At 41.5% G+C, this 21,462-nt stretch carries 16 protein-coding genes and 1 pseudogene; all 17 read left to right on the forward strand.

Going from position 1 to position 21,462, the window contains the following annotated elements; all coding sequences use genetic code 11:
* Nucleotides 1-5 precede the first annotated feature (5 nt).
* The 17 genes and pseudogenes from D3222_RS03080 to D3222_RS03155 all read left to right on the forward strand — a co-directional run bounded on the left by D3222_RS03080 (nt 6) and on the right by D3222_RS03155 (nt 21,394).
* Entirely contained in the window at nt 6-674 is a 669-nt protein-coding gene (locus D3222_RS03080) for an HAD family hydrolase (protein ID WP_118984807.1), read from the forward strand.
* A complete protein-coding gene (locus D3222_RS03085; protein ID WP_118984808.1) occupies nt 671-1,147 on the forward strand; it encodes a DMT family transporter in 477 nt (158 codons plus the stop codon). Before D3222_RS03080 ends, D3222_RS03085 begins: the two co-directional genes overlap by 4 nt.
* Complete coding sequence (locus D3222_RS03090; RefSeq protein ID WP_118984809.1) at nt 1,147-1,584, forward strand: DMT family transporter; 438 nt, start codon at nt 1,147-1,149, stop codon at nt 1,582-1,584. Before D3222_RS03085 ends, D3222_RS03090 begins: the two co-directional genes overlap by 1 nt.
* A gap of 27 nt (nt 1,585-1,611) precedes the next feature.
* Nucleotides 1,612-2,790 (forward strand): questin oxidase family protein, encoded by a 1,179-nt coding sequence (locus tag D3222_RS03095; RefSeq protein WP_118984810.1) that lies wholly within the window; start codon nt 1,612-1,614, stop codon nt 2,788-2,790.
* Between the two features lie 499 nt (nt 2,791-3,289).
* Nucleotides 3,290-4,531: pseudogene (locus D3222_RS26940) on the forward strand (amino acid adenylation domain-containing protein); the annotation flags it as partial.
* A 1,389-nt stretch (nt 4,532-5,920) separates the two neighbouring features.
* On the forward strand, nt 5,921-7,084 hold the full coding sequence (locus D3222_RS26945) for a thioesterase domain-containing protein (protein ID WP_441339091.1): 1,164 nt from the start codon (nt 5,921-5,923) through the stop codon (nt 7,082-7,084).
* Nucleotides 7,085-7,280: 196 nt separating this feature from the next.
* Nucleotides 7,281-8,216 (forward strand): pseudouridine-5'-phosphate glycosidase, encoded by a 936-nt coding sequence (locus D3222_RS03110; protein WP_118984812.1) that lies wholly within the window; start codon nt 7,281-7,283, stop codon nt 8,214-8,216.
* A 322-nt stretch (nt 8,217-8,538) separates the two neighbouring features.
* Nucleotides 8,539-8,589, forward strand: a complete 51-nt coding sequence (locus D3222_RS26595; RefSeq protein ID WP_369973495.1) for a hypothetical protein — start codon at nt 8,539-8,541, stop codon at nt 8,587-8,589.
* A 368-nt stretch (nt 8,590-8,957) separates the two neighbouring features.
* The gene (gene ectB, locus D3222_RS03115) at nt 8,958-12,377 is read left to right on the forward strand and encodes a diaminobutyrate--2-oxoglutarate transaminase (RefSeq protein ID WP_118984813.1); all 3,420 of its coding nucleotides are present in this window, start codon (nt 8,958-8,960) and stop codon (nt 12,375-12,377) included.
* A gap of 2 nt (nt 12,378-12,379) precedes the next feature.
* Nucleotides 12,380-13,498 carry a ThiF family adenylyltransferase gene (locus D3222_RS03120; RefSeq protein ID WP_118984814.1) on the forward strand — a complete coding sequence of 373 codons (1,119 nt, stop codon included), beginning with the start codon at nt 12,380-12,382 and terminating at the stop codon, nt 13,496-13,498.
* Nucleotides 13,499-13,508: 10 nt separating this feature from the next.
* A complete protein-coding gene (locus D3222_RS03125) occupies nt 13,509-14,516 on the forward strand; it encodes a TauD/TfdA family dioxygenase (RefSeq protein WP_157975279.1) in 1,008 nt (335 codons plus the stop codon).
* Nucleotides 14,517-14,564: 48 nt separating this feature from the next.
* Nucleotides 14,565-15,005 carry a GNAT family N-acetyltransferase gene (locus tag D3222_RS03130; protein ID WP_113024496.1) on the forward strand — a complete coding sequence of 147 codons (441 nt, stop codon included), beginning with the start codon at nt 14,565-14,567 and terminating at the stop codon, nt 15,003-15,005.
* A 35-nt stretch (nt 15,006-15,040) separates the two neighbouring features.
* Entirely contained in the window at nt 15,041-16,141 is a 1,101-nt protein-coding gene (locus D3222_RS03135) for a CapA family protein (RefSeq protein WP_118984816.1), read from the forward strand.
* An 8-nt stretch (nt 16,142-16,149) separates the two neighbouring features.
* The gene (locus D3222_RS03140; protein WP_118984817.1) at nt 16,150-17,337 is read left to right on the forward strand and encodes an ATP-grasp domain-containing protein; all 1,188 of its coding nucleotides are present in this window, start codon (nt 16,150-16,152) and stop codon (nt 17,335-17,337) included.
* Nucleotides 17,338-17,377: 40 nt separating this feature from the next.
* Nucleotides 17,378-18,640: a phosphoribosylamine--glycine ligase gene (purD, locus tag D3222_RS03145; protein WP_118984818.1), complete on the forward strand. Its 1,263-nt coding sequence runs from the start codon at nt 17,378-17,380 to the stop codon at nt 18,638-18,640.
* Nucleotides 18,641-18,653: 13 nt separating this feature from the next.
* A complete protein-coding gene (locus tag D3222_RS03150; RefSeq protein WP_157975280.1) occupies nt 18,654-20,048 on the forward strand; it encodes an MFS transporter in 1,395 nt (464 codons plus the stop codon).
* The gene (locus tag D3222_RS03155; RefSeq protein WP_118984820.1) at nt 20,045-21,394 is read left to right on the forward strand and encodes an amidase; all 1,350 of its coding nucleotides are present in this window, start codon (nt 20,045-20,047) and stop codon (nt 21,392-21,394) included. The genes D3222_RS03150 and D3222_RS03155 overlap by 4 nt, the downstream gene beginning before the upstream one ends.
* The last annotated feature ends 68 nt before the right edge of the window (nt 21,395-21,462 follow it).

A 21,462-nucleotide genomic window follows, 5' to 3' on the forward strand; every position in this document is an offset into this window, starting at 1 on the left:
TTTTAATGAATAAAATACTTATTTTCGATTTAGACGGTACATTGTTTGATACTTCTCGAGCAATAATAGAAACGTTCAATGCTGTTTTTAAGGTATTTAACATTCCATTAGCAGGAGATGAAAACATTCGCGCTACAATTGGCCTGCCTTTAGAAAAAGCATTTGCAACGCTCTTAAATATATCTATTGAAAAGGCGTTAATTTCTAAAGCTGTTGAACAATATCAATTGCAGTATCGTCGGCGTATTCTGCCAAAAGCAAAGGAATTGTTATTTCCTGGTGTTGAAGATGGATTAATCGCTTTAAACAAAAAAGATGTAAAACTATCGGTAGCGACCAGCAAATTTACCGCAAGTGCGACAGCATTACTTGAGGCTGCGGGAATAGACGCTGTGTTTGACCGGATAATTGGTGCTGATCACGTTTCAAAACCTAAACCTGATCCGGAATCAGGAAAGAAAATTTTGGAATATTACGGTGCTGTACCAGTGATGGCTATTATGGTAGGTGATACCACTCACGATATTTATATGGCAAGGGCAGCTGGCATGCGATCAATAGCAGTGACATATGGTATACATAGTGTCGGTATGTTGGAAGAAGCCAGGCCAACCTGGATTGCTAATTGTTTTGATGACGTACTCCATATTATTGAGGAGAATATACTTAAGTGATTAATACGATAAGAAATATCTTATTGGCAGTTATTGGTGGAAGTCTACTGACGTTGATGATTTACACTAATAGCATATTGTCGGAAAGTACAACACCTTTTTTTGCATCATGGGTAGCTCATGGTATTGGTGCGATTGTTGCTTTGATATTGTTTATTATTGTGGCTAGATTCTTTTCTAAAAAAGAAACAGACGAAAATAAACATAAGAAATCGAATATTCCTATAGGGTTTTATCTTGGTGGTATTCCTGGTGCGCTTACTGTTGTGCTAGCGGCTGTTGCTATTAATGGTGGGTTACCATTATCTAGTACAATTTCATTAGGGTTAGTTGGGCAAATAATTTTTGGTCTGGTTGCTGATCATTTCGGGCTTTTAAGAACAAGAAAAAGAAAGATAGTGATACAAGATTTATACGTTATTCTCTTTGTTCTATTTGGCAGTATGTTAATTCTGTTTGGGGGAAGCAACTAATGTTAAGTTTGATTTTTATTGCCTTTTTAAATGGCATATTTATAGCGGCGACAAGGACGATTAATGGGCAATTAAGTGTCTCGATAGGTTCTTTTGGCGCTTCGCTTTGGAATCATATCGGTGGTTTTCTTCTCTTAACAGTGGTATTAACGCTTTTATCGAGTTGGCAATGGAATGAATGGGATTTTGACGCTATTCCAGCAGCGGCTTATATGGGTGGGGTGTTTGGCGCTCTGTTTGTCGCAGTCAGTAGCTATATTTTCCCTAAATTAGGGGCAATGAATGCCGCCATCCTTGTTATTGCCGGGCAAATGTTATCAGCGGTACTGCTTGATTGGTTATATCAGGGGATTACTCCTGGGTTAGTGAAGATTGTTGGGGTATTGTTTGTGTTAGTAGGAATTTACCTAACTAGAAAAACAACTGAGTCAAAATAATAATAGCATCAACGATAAGGTAAAAAAATGATTAACAAACTACTTAATGATCGTTCATATCATATTGAATTTAACGGTCACCTGACTAACCACGTTAAACATGCTGTGATAGCGCTGCATGGCTTGGGCATCAGTGCGGGTAGAATTAAAGACTATTATGATAATTATGCTAAATTGACGCCCTATGGTATGGGGCTTGAACCCCCTAAAACATTAAAGCATGTGATAGACAGTGCGAATTGGAAATATTTCTTAGGCAAGAGAACAAGTTATTCTTCTTACTGTGATTATTTTGAAGAGGAAATTAAAAAGAAAGGAATTGAACAGGTATTGCAAGAATATATGCCGACGCTTTTGTCTGGATGGGCTGGTGCATTAACTCACGGTACCATTCATTTAGGTTGGGCATTGGATATCGATCATCCTTGGATGATTATTGAAGGGCTTGCTTACATGGCATTCTCCTATGTTCCTTGTCATTCAGAGAGAGCATTTATTGATAGTTCGCTAAACGACAAGAATGCTTTTAATTCTATATTGAGAATGTCAACGCTGTGGGAGGAAAGGAAAGTAGAATTGACCGATTGGGTGAATTCGTTGGTTAATAATGAAAATCTGGCCGATACCGATTTAATACATCCTGAATTAAAGAGATCGGGACTTCAATATCGTATTGCGCGTATCTTAATGCAAGGCCACCCAGAAATATATCGTTTGCCGGTTTGGATTGAGACACAAGATGTAGAAGAAAGTTGGGCTCAGTTATTCTATGTCATCACATTGATTTATCTCGCTAAACCCGGTGATTTTCTGTTTCTTCATTTGGTTACCTCATTGTTTGCAATGAAAAATATCGCTTCACGTTTACCTGCTGAAGAAAGTAAAAATATTATTAAATGTTACTGGGTTGGTATGTTGTGCATTCTGTTTTCAACAACTGATTTATCGAAGCCCGCTAAATTTTCTGCGCTTAATCAGGCTTATTCATTCAAGCAAGACGAAATGACTTATCCTGTCTGGGAACAGGAGTGGTCGCATATTATTGCCAGGGCATTAGAGGAAGAAGAAGAACATAACCAGAAACTGGTTTATGTCATGAATCAATTGTGGAAAAAATATGGTTTAACCCTTTATCGGGCAGCCGCAAATCAATTTACAAACACGCCTTTGCTTCCTCCTTCTTTCGAAGAAGCACCGATTGAATAATAAACTGGCCCTATTGTTTTATTAAAATATTATATTCCAGGGGGTAAAAGGGACGTTGGGGAAAGAAGATAAAAACGCTTTAGAGAGAGATGAGCGTCATCGGAGATTGAGAAAATAGCATGGATGAACGATGACGATAAGAAAAGATGTTCTCTTGTCTCTCAATTAATATTGGAATATTTAAAGAACAATGAATGAATTAATTGATAATTCCGTATCGTGATGAGGTACATTTTGATAGATGTATCTTATCACGAAATCACAAATAAATGATCCGGAACCACCGGAGAGAATTGATTGAATGATTTTAATAAAATATAAGTCATCAATCATGATCAAACAGATACTTAGAATTTCGTAGATAAAATGTCATTTTTAACTACGGCGATATTTATTTTATTATTATATAAAGTTAATGAAAATGTTAGCAAATAATATTACACAAAGTGATTTAATCACTGATGTTTGCCTTAAAGAAGACGCAATAACATTGATGGATATGCTTGAGAATCAACTGAATCACCAGGCAGATGGATATGTTGTTATTGATAAAGAACAATCGCTCAATTACGCTGATTTCTATTTAAAAGTAAAAGAGATTGGATATTGTCTATCAGAAATGAGCTCAAAAAACTCAATGGGTATTGGGCTTTTTTGTGATCCTTCTATAGATTTAATTTGTGGTGCGTGGGGTATTTTATCAGCGAATAAAGCCTATTTGCCTTTATCGCCTGACTATCCGGCTGAACGTCTCAAATATATGATAGAAGATTCTGGTATTGATGTGATTTTTACCCAATCGCATTTAAAAGAGCAGTTGCGGGACATTGCACCAAAATCGGTATTAATTATCACACCGGAAGATGTCGCTCTGACGATAGAAACACGAACAATAGAAGATATTCTCAATACGGCTCGAGTTCCCAACTCAACCAGTCTGGCTTATATTATTTATACTTCTGGTAGTACGGGTAAACCAAAGGGAGTTATGATTGAGCATCACAGTATTGTGAATCAAATGAAATTTCTTGCAAAAGCGTTCAGCTTAGGCAAGCACTCTCGAATTTTGCAGAAAACGCCAATGAGTTTTGATGCTGCTCAATGGGAAATTTTAGCGCCGGCAATAGGCGTCCAAGTGATTATTGGTCCTTTAGGATGTTATCGCGATCCGGATGCGATTATTAAAACAATTCTTCAACATCAAGTGACGACTTTGCAATGTGTTCCTACTTTATTGCAAGCGTTACTAGATAATCCTAATTTTTTGGATTGTTTATCACTGACTCAAGTATTCAGTGGAGGAGAGGCGCTGACAACCAAATTAGCCGCTCAATTTTTGAATAGTTTTACCTACTGTGAATTAATCAATTTATATGGCCCAACAGAATGTACGATTAATTCATCGTATTTCCGGGTGACAAATGAAGCTTTGCCGAATTATCAAACATCTATTTCAATTGGTATCCCTGTAGATAATACAGAATACTACGTTCTTGATGAGAATAGATTACCTGTAGCGGTGGGAGAAATTGGCGAGCTTTATATTGCGGGTGTTCAATTAGCACGTGGTTATTTGCATAAACCAGAAATGACAAAAGATAAATTTATTTGTAATCACCTTGCACTCGGAACTAAACATCCGTGGTTATATCGAACGGGAGATCTGGTGACGAGAGGGAATGATGGTAATACTTATTTTGTTGGTCGGGTTGATAGCCAGGTCAAGTTACGGGGTTATCGTATTGAGCTTGATGAAATACGTCATGCGATTGAAGAACATAGCTGGATAAAGACGGCGGCAATGTTAATTAAGAAAGATGCCAGAACGGGTTTCCAAAATCTCATGGCATGTGTGGAATTGGATGAAAAAGAAGCCGCGCTGATGGACCAAGGTAATAGTAGCTCACATCACAAATCAAAAACCAATAAACTCCAGGTGAAAGCTCAACTTTCTAATTCTGGTTGTCGGAGTGAAGAATTGTGTGAGAATCGTCCTGTAATCTTACTGCCTTATAAAGAAGGAGAGATAAAACAGAGAGAATATGCCTTTGGGCGCAAGACATATCGCTATTTTGAGGGGACAGAAATAACGGTAGAGACACTAAAAACATTGCTGACAACCACTCAGCAGCGTGAAATTTGTTCTTTGCCACTGAGTCATTTAACACTTAAAGATTTCGGCTATGTGTTGCGTTATTTTGGTCAGTTTACCAGTCATCAACGTTTATTGCCAAAATATGCCTATGCTTCACCGGGTGCTCTCTATGCGACTCAAATGTATTTTGAATTGCATCATGTTCTCGGTTTGGATGCAGGGATTTACTATTATCACCCCGTGACTCACGAGTTAATAAAAATTTCGACGTTGAGTCGTCGGCAAAAGCCAACGATAAAAGTACATTTTATTGGAAAGCGTGAAGCCATTGAGCCCGTTTATAAGAACAACATACAAGAAGTTCTGAAAATGGAAGCGGGTCATATGATAGGGCTCTTTGACGACATACTACCGGAAATCGGCTTGGGTATTGGTGAAAGTGAATATCAAGCTGAATGTCCTGATTGGTATGATGGTAATATTCAGGATTATTACCTTGGTGCATTTGAAATATGTCGCTATGAAAATAGATTACCACCATTTGATACCGATCTTTATTTGCAAACACATGCCAATAAAATACCTGAGATGCCCTGTGGTTTATATCACTTTTCTAACGGGGAATTTGTGCGGATAAGTGATGATATTGTTCGGAAAAAGGATGTTATCGCGATTAATCAGCAAGTTTATGATCGTTCCAGTTTTGGTGTGTCAATTATTCCACGTTGTGTCCCTGAATGGCATTATTATATTACACTGGGTCGTCGATTACATGCGTTGCAAAGTAATCAATTGTGTATTGGATTAATGTCATCTGGTTACAGCTCAGAGAGCAATAACGATTTACCTTCGGCGAAAAGGATGCGATCTATTCTTAATGCGCTTGATAGACCTATGGCGGCATTTTATTTCTGTATAGGTGGGTGTGTTAGCCAAGAGCAATATACTTGTGAAGGTATGAAAGAAGATGTTGTTCATATGAAAGGGCCAGTTGAGATCATTAAAGATGATCTTCATCAGCAACTCCCTCAATATATGATTCCAAATAAGGTATTAGTTTTCGATAAATTACCTTTGACGGCCAATGGAAAAGTGGATTATCAATCTTTGTCAAAATCTAAAGCAGTGGAAGATATCTCAACACAGAGACCATTAGTGCCATTACGGACAGAGACTGAATTGAGGCTTGGAAAAATTTGGATGGAAGTGATGAAATGGGATTCAGTCTCTGCACACGATGATTTTTTCGAGAGTGGAGGCAATTCTTTGATGGCCGTAGCTATGGTTAATAAGATCAATGAAGCCTTTAATATTCGTTTTCCGCTACAGATACTTTTTCAATCTCCCAATATAGAAGAGTTGGCTAAGTGGATTGAGCAAGCCGATACTAAAACAATATCAAGATTAATCTTATTGAATCAGGCAAGTCAGGACCCAATTTACTGTTGGCCGGGTTTGGGCGGATATCCTATGAGTTTGAGGCTGCTGGCTAATAAAGTGGTTCCCGACAGGGCATTTTATGGAATACAGGCATATGGGATAAACGAGAGTGAAATACCGTTTTCTTCTATCCAGAGAATGGCAGAGAAAGATATTAAAGAGATAAAGAAAATACAGCCAGAAGGGCCCTATACATTATGGGGATATTCATTTGGTGCCCGGGTAGCATTTGAGGCTGCGTACCAGCTTGAACAAGCCGGAGAAGAAGTTAAGGCGTTGAACTTGTTGGCACCGGGATCGCCTCATCTTCACATGAAGCAAGAGAAATATCATGATAAAGGCGCTGAATTTACTAATCCGGTTTTTGTTCAAATACTTTTTTCTGTATTTGCTCGTTCAATCAGTAGCCCAATGGTTAAAACTTGCTTAGAACAGGTGAATAGTGAAGCGACATTTATTAACTTTATATGTAGTCGTTTTAAAAACCTGGAGCCATCATTAGTAAAACGTATCGTTAGGATTGTGACTTTGACTTATGATTTCAAGTACAGTATTGATGAGCTTTATCACAGATATCTAAAGGCACCTATAACTATTCTCAAGGCGAATAAAGATAATGATTCATTTATCGAAAAATCTGGCGGGTTTTCATCAACACCACCTAAAATAATTAAATTGATATCGGATCACTATCAACTGCTGGAAAATGAAGGTGTGACTGAAATTGAGAAAATAATCTCGCTTTTAAATTGCCGGTAATAAATACAATCCGTGAGATTTAATAAGTAGATGTCAATATATATACCTAATAGATTTCGAGTTGCATCGCGACGGCAAGGGAGCGAATCCCCGGGAGCATAGCAAACTATGTGACCGGGGTGAGTGAGTGCAGCCAACAAAGAGGCAGCTTGAAAGATAACGGGTATAATATCAAGAGAATTAAAAGGTATATAGCATGAATATCAGTCATAGCGTTCCACTTAAATTCAGCCGTGAAGTAAAAGAAGCACTTGAATCAGGAAAACCAGTTGTTGCTCTGGAATCCAATGTGATTACACATGGCTTGGATTACCCTGATAATGTCACAACAGCTAAGCATGTTGAGCAGGCTGTTCGTGAAAGTGGGGCAGTTCCCGCAACGATAGGAATAGATAATGGTGAATTTCTGATTGGGATGTCGGATGAACACATTGAAAAATTTGCTACTGCATCTCATGTTCCAAAGGTCACGAGTCGGGATATTCCGGTCGTATTAGCGAGTGGCGGTATGGGGGCGACAACCGTGGCATCGTCAATACTTGCAGCAGAAATAGCGGGTATTAAATTCTTCTGTTCTGCGGGGATTGGTGGAGTACATCGAGGTGCGGAGACGAGTATGGATATATCAGCAGACTTGACTCAGTTAACGCGTTCCCGTGTTGCCGTGGTCTGTGCTGGCGCAAAAAATATCCTCGATATTGGATTAACATTGGAATTCCTGGAGACATGGAATGTACCCATTATATCCTATCAGTCGGATGATTTTCCTGCATTTTACTGTCGTTCCAGCGGATTCAAAAGTCCACAACGTCTTGATGATCCTGCCGTAATTGCCAAAGCGATTGAAATAAATTGGATGTTGCCGGGAGGAAAAGGGATATTAATTACGACACCAACCAAGCCAGAGGATGCGATAGAGAGTCAAAAGATTGATATGATTATACAAGATGCGGTATTAGAGGCTAAGGAGAATAATATTGTTGGCAATTCTTTGACAAAGTATCTGATGAGAATGATTGACCGAGAAACCAAGGGGATCTCCGCGAAAGCCAATATGGCTGTATTAGTTAATACAGCCAACATTGCGGGGAAGTTGGCGGTGGCCCACACCATTTATAAAAATGGATGTTGATCTTTCCCATTATTTTCATCATCTGGGCGTGTTTATACCCAATGGATTTCAAGATGGATCGCGACGGCAAGGGAGCGAATCCCCGGGAGCATAGATAACTATGTGACCGGGGTGAGTGAGTGCAGCCAACAAAGAGGCAACTTGAAAGATAACGGGTATATTCATTATTTTACTGCCAGAATATCGCTTTAAGTTAGTAAGCCTACCGCCTCTTTTGGGTGGTAGGTATTGAGTGACTCACCTTTTCAGGCGAAATTTACCTTGGCAGATCCCACCCCGAGTAAGTTAATTTTCAACTGATTTATATAACGTAAACCAGTTTATCCAACGATTGGCCGAAGAGCGAGCTGCACAAAGCGTTCTGGCGACATGAGAAACTAGTTCCCTTCAAGTGATCTACTATTTTGAAATCTTAATTTAGATGCATTAGATGATACCTAATAGTAATTATTTCAATCAGAAATCAAATAAGATTGGTACTTATCATATTCTCATAAAAATATTAATTTCATTTTTCAAGGAGTTGAATGTTTATTACTTTATGTGATCAATAATTTATTGAAATACTAGTTAAGATAATTTATGGTTTCATCAATGAAATGTTAAATATTTATTTTCACTGATATTGATTGTATTAAGAAGCTATAAGCACCGCAGTAATTATTCTGTTGCTACTAGTAAAGGACTGTTTGTTATAGAGAGCAGAGATGCGTTTTATTTCAGAAACAGGAGAGAGGCAAGGTGAGTGAACAAAATCAAACTGTAACTTTACCCGGTAAAAGAAATATAGGATTACTTATCGGAGAAGGGCTCTGGGATGACTGGCTAGATATAGATGCGGTGAAAAAACTGGTTAACCACCCGTTACTCATCGCAATGAATGAAGAACGAATCACTCTGTCCGGAATGCGTTATTTCTTGATTCAACATCATCATTATTCACGTAACTTCACTCGCTTTTTGTGTGCTCTGATCAGCCATCTTGATAACTTCAATGATATTCATCATCTGATGGAAAATTTACGTGAAGAGATGGGAATAAATGAAGAGGGAAAAGTCACTCATGCTGAGTTGTTTCAGCGTTCACTGATGGAAACAGGCGCACAGGTCAGTTCTGTTCCTGCGCTTGAAGAAACCTCTCATTTTGCTTCGTGTGTCCTGAATTATTGTCGCTCAGGAGAAATTGCTGATGGTTTAGCTGCACTTTGCTTGGGGGCCGAAGCAATTGTTCCAATGATCTATAAGCCTGTATTGCATGCTCTTACGCACTTAGGTATTTCTGAACGGGGATTAGAATTTTTCAAATTACATATTGAAGAGGACGAAGATCATGCAATTACCATGATGCATATTCTTCACAATATTACAGAAAATAACGAACGATTAGCGAAGCGAGTAAGAGAGGTTGGTAAAAATACGATATTGCTGCGTTGTAGAATGTTTGATGCTGTGTATGAAAATATAAAAAACGAGATATTTCTCACTGAAGACGCGTGCAGAACTTTTGAAAAATACGAATCAAATGTGCGTAGTTACTGCCGTAATTATCCGGCCATATTCACTACGGCAAACAATGCTCTAGTGACTGACAGACAGGGTAAATCATGGATTGATTTTTTATCAGGAGCTGGATCATTAAATTACGGTCACAATAACCCTCTCTTAAAATCTCATATCATTGAATATATTGAAAAAGATGGAATAACGCATTCTCTGGATTTATATACCAATGCAAAACGGGTATTCATTGAAAGCTTTAATCAGCAGATACTGAAACCACGGGGCTTGCAGTATCGTTTTCAGTTTACCGGGCCGACAGGAACCAATGCAGTTGAAGCTGCAATGAAAATCGCACGTAAGGTGACGGGGCGCAGCGACATTGTTGCGTTCACCAATGCGTTTCACGGAATGTCTCTGGGCGCTCTTGCAGCCACAGCCAGAGAGAAAAAACGAAATGCGGCAGGTGTTTCCCTAAACAATATAGTACGCCTTCCTTTCGAAAATTTCCTTGGTCAGAATGACACGTCACTGGACGTTTTGGAGAAAATGCTAGTTTCTCCGGGTTCCGGTATTGACTTGCCAGCAGCAATTATTCTTGAAACTATTCAGGCAGAGGGTGGGGTCAATGTAGCGAGCGTAGAATGGCTGCGGAGTGTAGCAGAGATCGCAGCCGCAAACGATATTTTGCTTATTGTTGATGATATTCAGGCTGGTTGCGGTCGTACAGGCACTTTCTTCAGTTTCGAAGACGCTGGAATAAAACCGGATATCGTCTGCCTTGCAAAGTCTGTTTCAGGATATGGACTTCCCATGTCTCTTGTTTTAATGAAACCGGAACTGGATATATGGCAACCTGGAGAACATAACGGAACTTTCCGTGGTAATAACCTTGCATTTATTGGTGCCACATATGCTCTTGATTACTGGCATGATTCACATTTTTTGCGAAGCCTTAAAAATAAATCGGAAATCGTGCATGAATACCTGCTAGGCCTGCATCAACAATACCCCCAATTGATCAGAACAATCCGAGGAAAAGGAATGTTGTGGGGCTTAGAACTCTTTTCTTCGCAGGCAGCAGAAAATGTCAGAAACCAAGCCACTGAGTTAGGCCTCATTATAGAAACATGTGGTCCGCTGGGACAGGTCATCAAATTACTTCCTCCGCTGACCATCGAAATCAATGTCCTTGAGCAGGGATTATTATTACTTGAAAAATCCCTGAAACAGGTTTCCGTTCGGTTAGGCATGGCGAATAAAATAAACACTTCATTATTGACACCTCATGACACTCTGTTTTATCAGGATGAAGTCTTGATTGAAAAAAAAATACTTAGTCTTAACGAAAATGAAAAATCCTCTTTATTAGAAGCGCAGAAAAACCTAAGCCAGAAACTCGCTGATGGAGGACTAAATTTTGAGGGCAAAAGCTATCCGGTTTCAATTCGCCCTCTTATTTTGTCTGATAACCTAATTCGGCAACTCGCCAGCATCGGTGAGCGTTTTACAGGAATATTTGAAAAATTCGCTCATGCATGGGTGGAAAATGTCTCAATACGTGAATATTTTCCGACTTACAAGAGAAGCGAACATTATTTATTTAATTTGCCAAATCATACCCCTTTGACCAGGATTTTCCGTCTGGATGGTCTTTTCAGTGAAGATGGTACTTATCAGATCTTGGAAACTAATACCGATTGCCCCGGGGGAGTGATCCAGAATGGGGTTGTAGGTGCATTGTGGTCAAAGGTGTCAAACCCTTTACTGAAAGGTATTGAAGCCAGTGCCGATTTTCAGCCCTTTGTCCAAAATCCCGATTTATTTCTTGAGACATTATTGGAAACTCATCGCGAACGTACCGGAGAGCCAGCCAGCAGAGTAGCCATTGTCACTTATAAAGGCCGGTTCAAAAATGAGGTAGCCTGGATGATAAAAGGCCTCAATCGTCTGGGGGTTCCTACCGAGGAAATTGATGCATCTCTGTTACGTCGGCATAACAACAAGGTAATAGATCCGCAGGGTCGTGTTATTGATGTGGCCTATAACAAACTCGATTTGCGCGACTTTATCGATGAACCTGAAGTTAAAGAATATCTTATTGCAACATCTCATGGTGAAGTCACTTTCATCAATCCTCTCATCTGCCAATGGCCGCTCGCAGATAAAGCCATAATGGCTGTCCTAAGTGATCCTCAAATGCTCTTTTTCCTGCCCGAAGAGGAAAGGGCTTTTTGTCTTAAACATATTCCCTGGACACGCATCCTCCGCGCGTGCCAAACAACGTCTCCTCAGGGAGAGCAAATCGATCTAGTAGACTGGGCAATTCAAGAACGAGGGACTCTTGTGCTCAAACCTTCTAACGCAACAAGAGGAGAAGGTTTGTTGGTCGGTCCGTTTACCTCCGCTCAGGAATGGGAAGCGACCTTACGTCTTGCAGAGCAAAGTGATGAAACATGGGTCATTCAACGATACATTCGCGGTCGCGTGATTTCCGCAGTTCATCCTGATATTGGCGTTACAGATTCAATGTGGTCAGGTTTGGATACCTATGTATATGGTGGCCGGTTTGCAGGTTTTCAGGCACGTGCCAGCTTCGATCCGGTCATGAATGTAGGGCGCCGGGGAATTCTTTTGCCGGTAGTGAAAATTAAAGAGGCATAACTATGGCGAGTTCCATTTCACTTAACAATCCACGGCTTCAACCAACGGTGGTTGCTGTTCCGATTAGCAGTAATGTTATTGCAATACATTCCGGTACCCGTCAGGGTGAAGCAAGCAAAATAATTCCAGATCCCGATGGCTGGAAAATAGTTGCGCTTAACCACATGCAAGGAAAATTGAACAGCAATGGTCTCCTTGAAGTACTGAAGCAAAACGGTCATGACGTTGAAGAGTCGGCGTTAACAAAATTGATCGAGGAACTTCAGTCTCACAACCTCGTTCAGGACGAGAAATATTTCGATTATCAGGCTCTCGGTGCTGATCAAAGAGAGCGTTATTCCCGAAATCTCAATGGATTTGCTGCGTTAAGTGACAATGGCATTTCACCCGCTGAGTATCAGCAGAAACTTTTCAAAGGGCATGTGCTACTGTTGGGATGTGGTGGGCTTGGAAGCTGCACGGCAACGGCGCTGGCAATGACTGGCTGCGGTACCATCACTGTCGTTGATTTCGATGATATTGAACTTAGTAACCTCAATAGGCAGCTTTATACCGTTGATGACATAGGGATGCAGAAAGTCGAAGGGTTAAAATCTCGTCTTAATAAGATCAATCCGGACGTCATGGTAAATACAGTATTCAAGCGTATAACCGGTTCAGATGTTGTTAAGGAATTAATTTCTCAATTCAAACCCGATATCGTCGTAGCTGCAATTGACCGACCGGTTATCGCTGCTGACCGTTGGATCAGTGACGCCTGTTTTGCCATGGGAGTTCCGGGTGTTTTCAACAGCGTTTCTGCCGGAATGGGTATGTTCTGGACAAAATTCCCTGACCAGAGCGGTTGTTTCCGCTGCGACGAAAAGTGGTCACGGACTCAGGATCCTGACTATTACTCCATGCGCGCCTGGCGAGAAGAACATGATTTAATCCCTGCGACTTCGGCTTTCAGTTATTCTGCAATGATTGTTGGCGGGATGATGTCTGTGGATATCATCAGGAAACTTGTTGGATGGCCAATGATTTCAGCAGGGAAACTGGTAACCATCTCATTCACAACTCTACAAACGCATGTTGCAGATAAACCGCAACATCCAGATTGTGAACTTTGTGCATATTGAGGACGCCAACATGAACGAATCATATCAGATTATTGATGACGATCCGGCAGTATGGTGCTCAGCGCAGTTGAAAAGCAAGAAAGACGTGCTATTGCCTGTTTCAGATGAACAAATCAAAGCATTCAGGCATCACCTATCCGCTATGGAAGATAGACCCAGCGAAGCGTTAAATGCGTCAGATTTCCGCTTTGAGGAAATAACTATCTTACAGGAGATAATTAATCAGCGTTTGATTGAAGGATGCGGGATTGTGGTAGTGTCAGGCATTCCGAGAGAAATGTTTACTGACTCAACCCTGAGTCATCTATTCTGGGGAATTGGAACAGGTCTTGGACGTCCAGTCGTACAAAACTCACAAGGTCACAGGATAGGGCATGTAAGAAATGAGAAAAATAATCCGAATAATCGAGGCTATATGTCTAATAGGGAGCTTGGGTTTCATTCGGATGCCTTCGAAATTGTTGGGCTTATGTGTTTGAGGGGGGCTGCTTCAGGGGGATTGACTCAAATCGTAAGTGGCCTAGCCATCTACAATCAAATGTTAAGGGAAAAACCAGAACTACTTGACGCCCTTTTTGAAGGATATTATTACGCTACAGCTGAACGCTCTTCTAGTAAACTTCCCTGCACGCCATACAAAATTCCGATTTTCTCAAAAATGTCAGGCAGGGTGAGCTCTATGTGTCTCGGTGCTTATATGCGAGCAGCAGCAAAACTTCAGGGACTAGCTCTCCCTGACGCACTTGATACTGGACTCCACACATTTTATGAAATATGTAACCGCCCAGAGTTCAGACTCGAATTTATGCTTGAGCCTGGCGAAATCCTTTTTCTCAACAACTATACCACACTGCATTCCCGCACGGAGTTTCAGGATGATGTACTCAACCAGCGCCATTTATTAAGGATCTGGATCGAATTATCCGATGGCAGACCTGTGGTGCCTGCACTAACAGCTCGCGGTCGTGATTATGAGCAGTTATTTCTGGAAACGCGTTTGGCGAGTACGGCAACTTAATATAACCAACCGGGCCGATATATCGTCCCAGCCAATCAGGATCAATGCATGAATCGAGATATTCTGGACTCCGGGCACTCCATCAAAAGTTCCGATCAGGGTGATGTTGAAAGCCGGGGGAAAATTAGTCAATTACTTGATATATGGAATGTGGAACAAACCAATATTTCTGACAACCAGCCGCTAGATTTCTATGTCCATGACCAGCAAGGTGAAGTTGTTGGTGGCTTGGTGGGTCGTACCTCTCTGGGTGTGCTTTTCATTAGTTATTTCTTTCTTCCGGAAGAACTGCGTCGGCAGGGACTAGGAAGTACATTGCTGAAACGGGCCGAAAAAAAAGCAACCCTACGTGGATGTCATACGGCGGTGTTGTTTACGATGGCGATTCAGGCACCTGACTTTTATCTGAAGCATGGTTATAGCATTTTTGGTGAGGTGCCCTCTTTCCCGGATGGGAATGCCCGTATTTTTATGCAGAAAAGGCTTTGAGCAACGACCTGCGTTATCAGAAGGATAGAGATTTTATGTCGAGTATTGCTATTGCTTCATTTGGGGATGTGCTCATCAATCGTGAAGATCCCGTTTCTGCTTTTAGCCACCTGACGTCTTTAGTTGAGAATGCCGATATCGTTATCGGCAACTATGAAGGTGTACTGACCGACAAACCTGAGCCAATTCCCGGACGGCGAGGGATGACGATATCATCAGTAAAAAACGCCAAAGGCGTGGCATTGTTCGATGTGCTTTCCCTTGCTAATAATCATGCCATGGATTCTGGATTGCAGGGTCTGACTGACACCTTGAAAGCATTACATTCTGTAGGAGTGCAAACCACCGGGGCCGGTCTGACATTTCAGCAAGCTTGGAAACCTGCTTTAATTGAACGCAGAGGGCTCCGGGTGGCTGTTTTCGGCGTAACGGGCATTTACTATGCCGGAACTGAAGCCGGTAGTTTTCAGGGAGGCGTTGCAGCGTTACGTTCAAGAGATTATTACAGTCCTCCTTTTTCCGGCGCTGTGGTTCCCGGAGCGTTACCCGATATTATGACTGTCATCAATGAAGATGATTGGTCGCATTTTTCATGCTTAGTTAGCAATATCCGTAGCCAAGCTGATTTTATTATTGCAGCGATGCACTGGGGCGATCATACTCGCAAAGACGTTATTACAAGATACGAAAAGGAAATATCAAAACGACTATCACAATGTGGTGTGAACCTAGTGATAGGTCATCATCATCATTCCTTGCGAGGTGTTGAATGGCACAAAAACATGCTGACATGTTTTGGACTGGGAAACCTTATTTTCGATCAACCTCTCTCATGCTCAATAAATGAATGGTCGAAAACCGGTTTTCAGTTGCCTGATCATGCACGATATACCGCAGCCATTCTGACAAGATGTTCACCGAACGAAATTTTATCTGCTCATCTGCTCCCACTTTATATTGAAGCGGATATCCCTGTCCCGGTTCCCCATGGAAGCGATGAATGGCATGCTTTTTTACGCATTATGAGACGTTGTGCTCGGCAGGACATGACTGTCAATCATCTTGTTGATAACGGTACTCAATGGGGCGATTTCACCGTACTGGATATTATCAAACCCATTTCTGACGTTATGTGAGGTAAAGCATGGCAATACTATGCCTCGGAAGAAGCATCAAGATTAACTTTGCAGAATGGTTGGAGGAATGCCGTGATGACTTGTGGCTTATCAGTTCTGCACCACAATTTCCTCTTCAGCACCGTTACCGGTACGTCCGGCAGATCGACAGCCTTGATGACGGTGAAGGTGTTTTATCTATCGTCACAGAATTAGGGCGTCACACCTCATTCAGCCAGATTCTGCCTCATTCGGAATTTGACCTTATCCGAGCTGCACAACTTCGGGAATATTATGGCCTTCCAGGCCAGAACGTTGAAAGTGCCTTGGCGTATCGAGATAAGGTTTTAATGAAAGATTACCTTCAACGTGCAGGCATTGAAGTGGCTCCGTTTAGACGACTTGGCAGTTGGCTGGATGTTCTAACTTTCAGTGAAGAGCATAATTTCCCGGTTGTGATAAAACCGGTGGATGGATGCAGCTCGAAATACGTTAAGGTATGTAGGAGTCTCAGAGAAGTATCCGATTTTTTCCGCGACAGAACCGTTGATGGCTGGATGGTAGAAAAGTTCATCTCTGGAAATATGTATCATGTTAACGGTGTAATTAATGAAGCAGGAGATTCATTCTTTGCTCCCTGCGCTTATATCAATAATGCTCTTGACTACCAGCATGCAGGTATATTTGGCAGCCGTACTATTGATCCTGCTACCCCCTTGGCAGAGCGACTGAACAGTATTACCTATCGAACTATATCAGCGTTGCCTGCTGCGCCTACCCTCGGGTTTCATGCCGAAATATTCCACACCGCCGATGACCGATTAATTTTATGCGAGATCGCGGCCCGTACTGTGGGTTCACTTACGGGGGAGTTAATAGAACACACCTGGGGGATCAATATACATAAAGCTTGGATACAGAGTTGTGCCGGTATCAATGACGTACTGAAAGCCCGGACTGAGCCAACAGAATTCGCAGCATCAATTCGCGTTCCTGTTCGTCCGGCATATCTGATTTCTTTGCCAGATTCAATTCCTTATGACTGGATATCCACACTCTGCTTACCAGGAAGAGTCGGGCAAATTTATCAACAGGCAACAACTTATACAGATGACGTTGTCAGCGCCATCATTAGCGGCAACAGTGATGTACAACTTACTGAACGAATTGAATATTTTGTCGACTGGATTGATGATTTAGTCAGGTGGCAAAACTGATGAGATTCCTTTTAACCCTGTGTTTTGAGAGAAGACTATAATGAAAATCCTTATAGCAGGTTCAGGTGCTGGCGCACAGGCGCTGGCATGGAAATTATTACAGGACTCCGCAGTAGAAAAAGTATGGTTAGCCCCGGGTAATCCGGCTACGTCATGCGCACCCGGAATGGAAAACATTCCTGTGTCTTCAGGAGATGTTGAGGGGCTAGCTAGGGCTGCTTTGGAACTAAAAGCAGACTTTACGCTTATCACACCGACTCAAACTCTGGCAACCGGGGTAGCCGACTACTTTAAATCTCGTGGGTTACCGATCATTGCTCCGACCTGTGAAGCTTCTCGACTTGAATGGTCGAAAGGCTTTTCCAAAGAATTCATGAAAAAATATCAAATACCTACACCTTGCAGCGCAATTTGTGAATCACAGAAACAGGCCCAAAAATTTGCCGACACATTGCCTTTACCTGTGGTTATCAAAGCAGATGGTATGGTACATGGGGGAACGGGTGTAGTGATAGCCCAGGATCGTCAGCATGTTCAAAACACTCTGGAAGAGTTCTTTACAAGAAATGTCGGACCAGTGCTGGTTGAAGAATTCATTGAAGGTGAAGAAGTCTCTTACACCATCCTCTTTGACGGAAAACACTATCTACCACTGGCTGAAAGCCGAGATTACAAAAAGCTGCTTGATGGGGATAAAGGCCCTAACACTGGTGGTATGGGAGCATATTCCCCAGTACTGTCCTCCGCACAGCATGATGCTATCATTACCCAAATTGTAGAACCTTGTCTGTCAGCTCTTAATTCCGAAGGAATCGAATATACAGGATTCCTCTATTTTGGTGTCATGATTGACAAAAAAGGAACGCCGAGCCTTCTTGAAATTAACTGTCGGTTGGGCAATCCAGAGGTCTTCACAATCCTTGAACGACTGGAGAGTCCCCTTCATGAACTATTCATATTGACCCTACAAAAACAGCTGGACAAAGCAAACGTACGCTGGAGTAAGCTTGTTTCTGTTGCCTTACAAATATCGTCTGAAGGTTATCCTTTTACCGAGCGAAAAGGTGATGAGATCACCTTGCCGTTACTCTCAGATACTCATGTCTTTCATTCCTCCGTTGTATCTGATGATGGAAAACTAATAAGTAATGGAGGAAGAGTTATTGCATTAAGTTCAATAGCTCTGACGTTCAACGAGGCTCGAAAAAAGTTGTATGAAACGGCCAAACAAGTCCATTTTGAAGGTATGCATTACCGCACAGATATTGCACTGAATATCAATACTCCTAGTGAATGTAATTAATAGGGGAATGTTTATGGACAACATGAAGCGTAACAGGCGTAATGTTTTGCTCGCAGCTAATATAAGTTACATACTCGTCATTCTGGATTCGTCCATAGTTAATGTAGCTTTACCGACTATTAAAGAGAGCCTTTCACTTGGTGTAACAACGTTACAGTGGGTTGTAAATGCCTACTTGGTTTTATTTGCAAGTTTGTTACTGTCAGGGGGAGTTCTTTGTGATCGTTATGGTTCAAAAAGTGTTTACATTACAGGGCTTGGATTATTCACTCTTGCCTCCGCTTTGTGTGGTATTAGCAGTGAAGCAGCTATTTTATTAACCGGTCGCGTACTTCAGGGGATTTCCGCCGCCATACTCGTACCAGGTTCGCTCGCTTTGATCACTCATACCTATACAGACAAAACAGAAAGAACCCGTGCCATTGCTAGCTGGGCAAGCTGGGGAGGTATTGCTCTGGTGGCGGGGCCTGTCATAGGAGGTTGGCTGACCGAATATCTGTCATGGAGATCGATTTTCCTGGTAAATGTACCGCTCTGCTTGGCAGGCATCTTTCTGGCATTTAGGGTGCAGCCTCCAGAGCATGAACATAAAAGTTTAACCATGGATATAAAAGGACAGCTACTTCTTTTCCTGACAATATTCCTATTTATTGCTGGTGTCATCCGGTTGAATGACACCACTCAAATCAATTTGAACTCAGTTATCTTGTTGTGCTTGTCTTTAATCATTATGATTGCATTCATAGTGGTAGAAAAAAGAAGTAAAGCTCCTATGCTTCCATTGGAGCTATTCAGGCGGCCAAATTTTAGCGCTATTTCATGGATTTTCTTTTCTGGTGCTTTTTCCTTTTTTGGTGCTATGTTTATTCTGACCTTTTGGTTTCAGGATATTCAGCACCTGAGTGCAACACAAACGGGTATGGCCCTGTTACCGCTCTCAATCAGTGTCATATTGGGAAATAAGGTCTCTGGATGGTTTGCACGCCGTTACCAGATGAGCCACATGATGATTGTTGGGGCCATGATAAGATTGGTTGGTTTCAGTGGATTACTGGTTACACAGTTTAACAATGACTATGTTTATCTTTTTGCTCCACTTGTATTGATTGGTTTTGGTGGAGGATTGGGATCGCCAATGTCAACATCTTTGTTTATGCAAAGTACTCCGAAACAGTACACAGGCGTTGCTTCAGGAGTTTCCCGTGCAACTGGTCAGATAGGTTCCGCTTTTGCCGTGGCAGTTTTTGGGCAAATGGTAAATAGTGAAAAACTCTTTATTTTAAACATGAAGTACGCGGTTATTACTATTATCATAGCCACACTGTCCATCTTGATTATCAATTTTCTTTTTGTAAAGAATGACATTGATGAATATCACAGTTCCATAACACTGAAGGCAGATAAATGATGGATGAAATTATCAGTCTTTCAATTAATGAATTAGGAGAAAGAATACGGAACGGCGTGATATCACCTGTTGAGATTTTAGATGAGTACATGAAGCGTATTTTATGCTACGACCATAATCTACACGCCTTTTCAGAAGTCTATGAAGCTGATGCGCGCACCGCAGCAAAATATGCCGAACAGGAAATACGATTAGGAAATTGGCGTGGCCCTCTCCATGGTATTCCTTTTGCAGTTAAGGATTTTTTTGATCTAAAAGGTAAGGTCACTGGAGGAGGCACAAACTGTTTTAGTCAAAAAGCATATGTTACGGCACCAGTGGTAGCTACCCTCTTGAAACAGGGAATGATTCTGACAGGAAAACACAGAGCAGTAGAGCTCGGTATGGGAGCAGCAGGCATCATGGAAAATAGCCCGACGCCACTCAACCCTTGGGGACAATCACAGAAAGTTGCTCCAGGCGGCTCAAGCAACGGTTCCGCTGTAGCAGTGGCAGCCGGTCTGACACCGATTGCTCTTGTAACCGACACAGGTGGATCTGCACGTATACCTGCCGCTTGGTGTGGTGTAAGTGGGTTTCGACCATCTATGGGCAATTTGTCATCATCAGGTATGCTCCCATTAAGCCAGACGATGGATACTGTGGGAATTATTGCCAGACATGCATCTGATATATTCATTGTCTATAATCAGTTGAGTCCAAATTTAGCGTATCATTCATGCATTAATAATCTGAATATTGGCATATTACCGTCAGAAGAAGAACATATTTTAGATAAGGAAACAGGTTTGCATTATGCGTCATTGCTGGAAGTTTTTTCTCAAATGGGTATGGTAACTCAAAAGAAACCTTTCCCATATCCTTTATCGCAGTGCATGAAAGCTAATTCTATAATTACTGCGTTTGAGGCTTGGCAGAATTATGGATATTTGTGTAATTCACAGAACTCCCTCAGCGATACAATTAAAGTAAGATTAGAACGTGGCAAAGAGATAAAGGAGAAAGAGTATTCGGAAGCATTGATATTCTGTCGTCACGTACGGAAGATATTTTCGAATTGGTTTCAGAATGTGGATGCGTTAGTAATTCCTACAACTCCAGAACCTTCTTGGCCTATAGCTGAAAAAGATGAACATCAACCCCCCAATGACTTCACCCGTTTCGTAAACTTTGCTGACTTATGCGGGGTCTCCATTCCAACAGGATTAAATAGTCAGGGATTACCATTTTCATTACAGATCGTATGTAATCGAAAAAAAGAAAAAAACGCTCTTGCTCTTGCAGGGTTGATTGAGTGCCGTATCGGTTTCAGAGACACAGCACTCAAAGTACTACTCAAGACATGATGAATGCTGTCGCTGAAAACGACGAACATAATAGTTAAAAGCAGCAATATGGCGAATTGGGCGAGCTA

This window comes from Photorhabdus sp. CRCIA-P01 (assembly GCF_003545805.1).
GTDB classification, from domain to species: Bacteria; Pseudomonadota; Gammaproteobacteria; order Enterobacterales; family Enterobacteriaceae; genus Photorhabdus; species Photorhabdus antumapuensis.

Bases quoted from the DNA above. Each gene is read 5' to 3' on its own strand.
- D3222_RS03080 (WP_118984807.1), top strand. From the start codon at position 6: ATGAATAAAATACTTATTTTCGATTTAGACGGTACATTGTTTGATACT.
- D3222_RS03090 (WP_118984809.1), top strand. From the start codon at position 1,147: ATGTTAAGTTTGATTTTTATTGCCTTTTTAAATGGCATATTTATAGCG.
- D3222_RS03095 (WP_118984810.1), top strand. From the start codon at position 1,612: ATGATTAACAAACTACTTAATGATCGTTCATATCATATTGAATTTAAC.
- D3222_RS26945 (WP_441339091.1), top strand. From the start codon at position 5,921: ATGATTCCAAATAAGGTATTAGTTTTCGATAAATTACCTTTGACGGCC.
- D3222_RS03110 (WP_118984812.1), top strand. From the start codon at position 7,281: ATGAATATCAGTCATAGCGTTCCACTTAAATTCAGCCGTGAAGTAAAA.
- D3222_RS03120 (WP_118984814.1), top strand. From the start codon at position 12,380: ATGGCGAGTTCCATTTCACTTAACAATCCACGGCTTCAACCAACGGTG.
- D3222_RS03125 (WP_157975279.1), top strand. From the start codon at position 13,509: ATGAACGAATCATATCAGATTATTGATGACGATCCGGCAGTATGGTGC.
- D3222_RS03130 (WP_113024496.1), top strand. From the start codon at position 14,565: ATGAATCGAGATATTCTGGACTCCGGGCACTCCATCAAAAGTTCCGAT.
- D3222_RS03135 (WP_118984816.1), top strand. From the start codon at position 15,041: ATGTCGAGTATTGCTATTGCTTCATTTGGGGATGTGCTCATCAATCGT.
- D3222_RS03140 (WP_118984817.1), top strand. From the start codon at position 16,150: ATGGCAATACTATGCCTCGGAAGAAGCATCAAGATTAACTTTGCAGAA.
- purD (WP_118984818.1), top strand. From the start codon at position 17,378: ATGAAAATCCTTATAGCAGGTTCAGGTGCTGGCGCACAGGCGCTGGCA.
- D3222_RS03150 (WP_157975280.1), top strand. From the start codon at position 18,654: ATGGACAACATGAAGCGTAACAGGCGTAATGTTTTGCTCGCAGCTAAT.
- D3222_RS03155 (WP_118984820.1), top strand. From the start codon at position 20,045: ATGATGGATGAAATTATCAGTCTTTCAATTAATGAATTAGGAGAAAGA.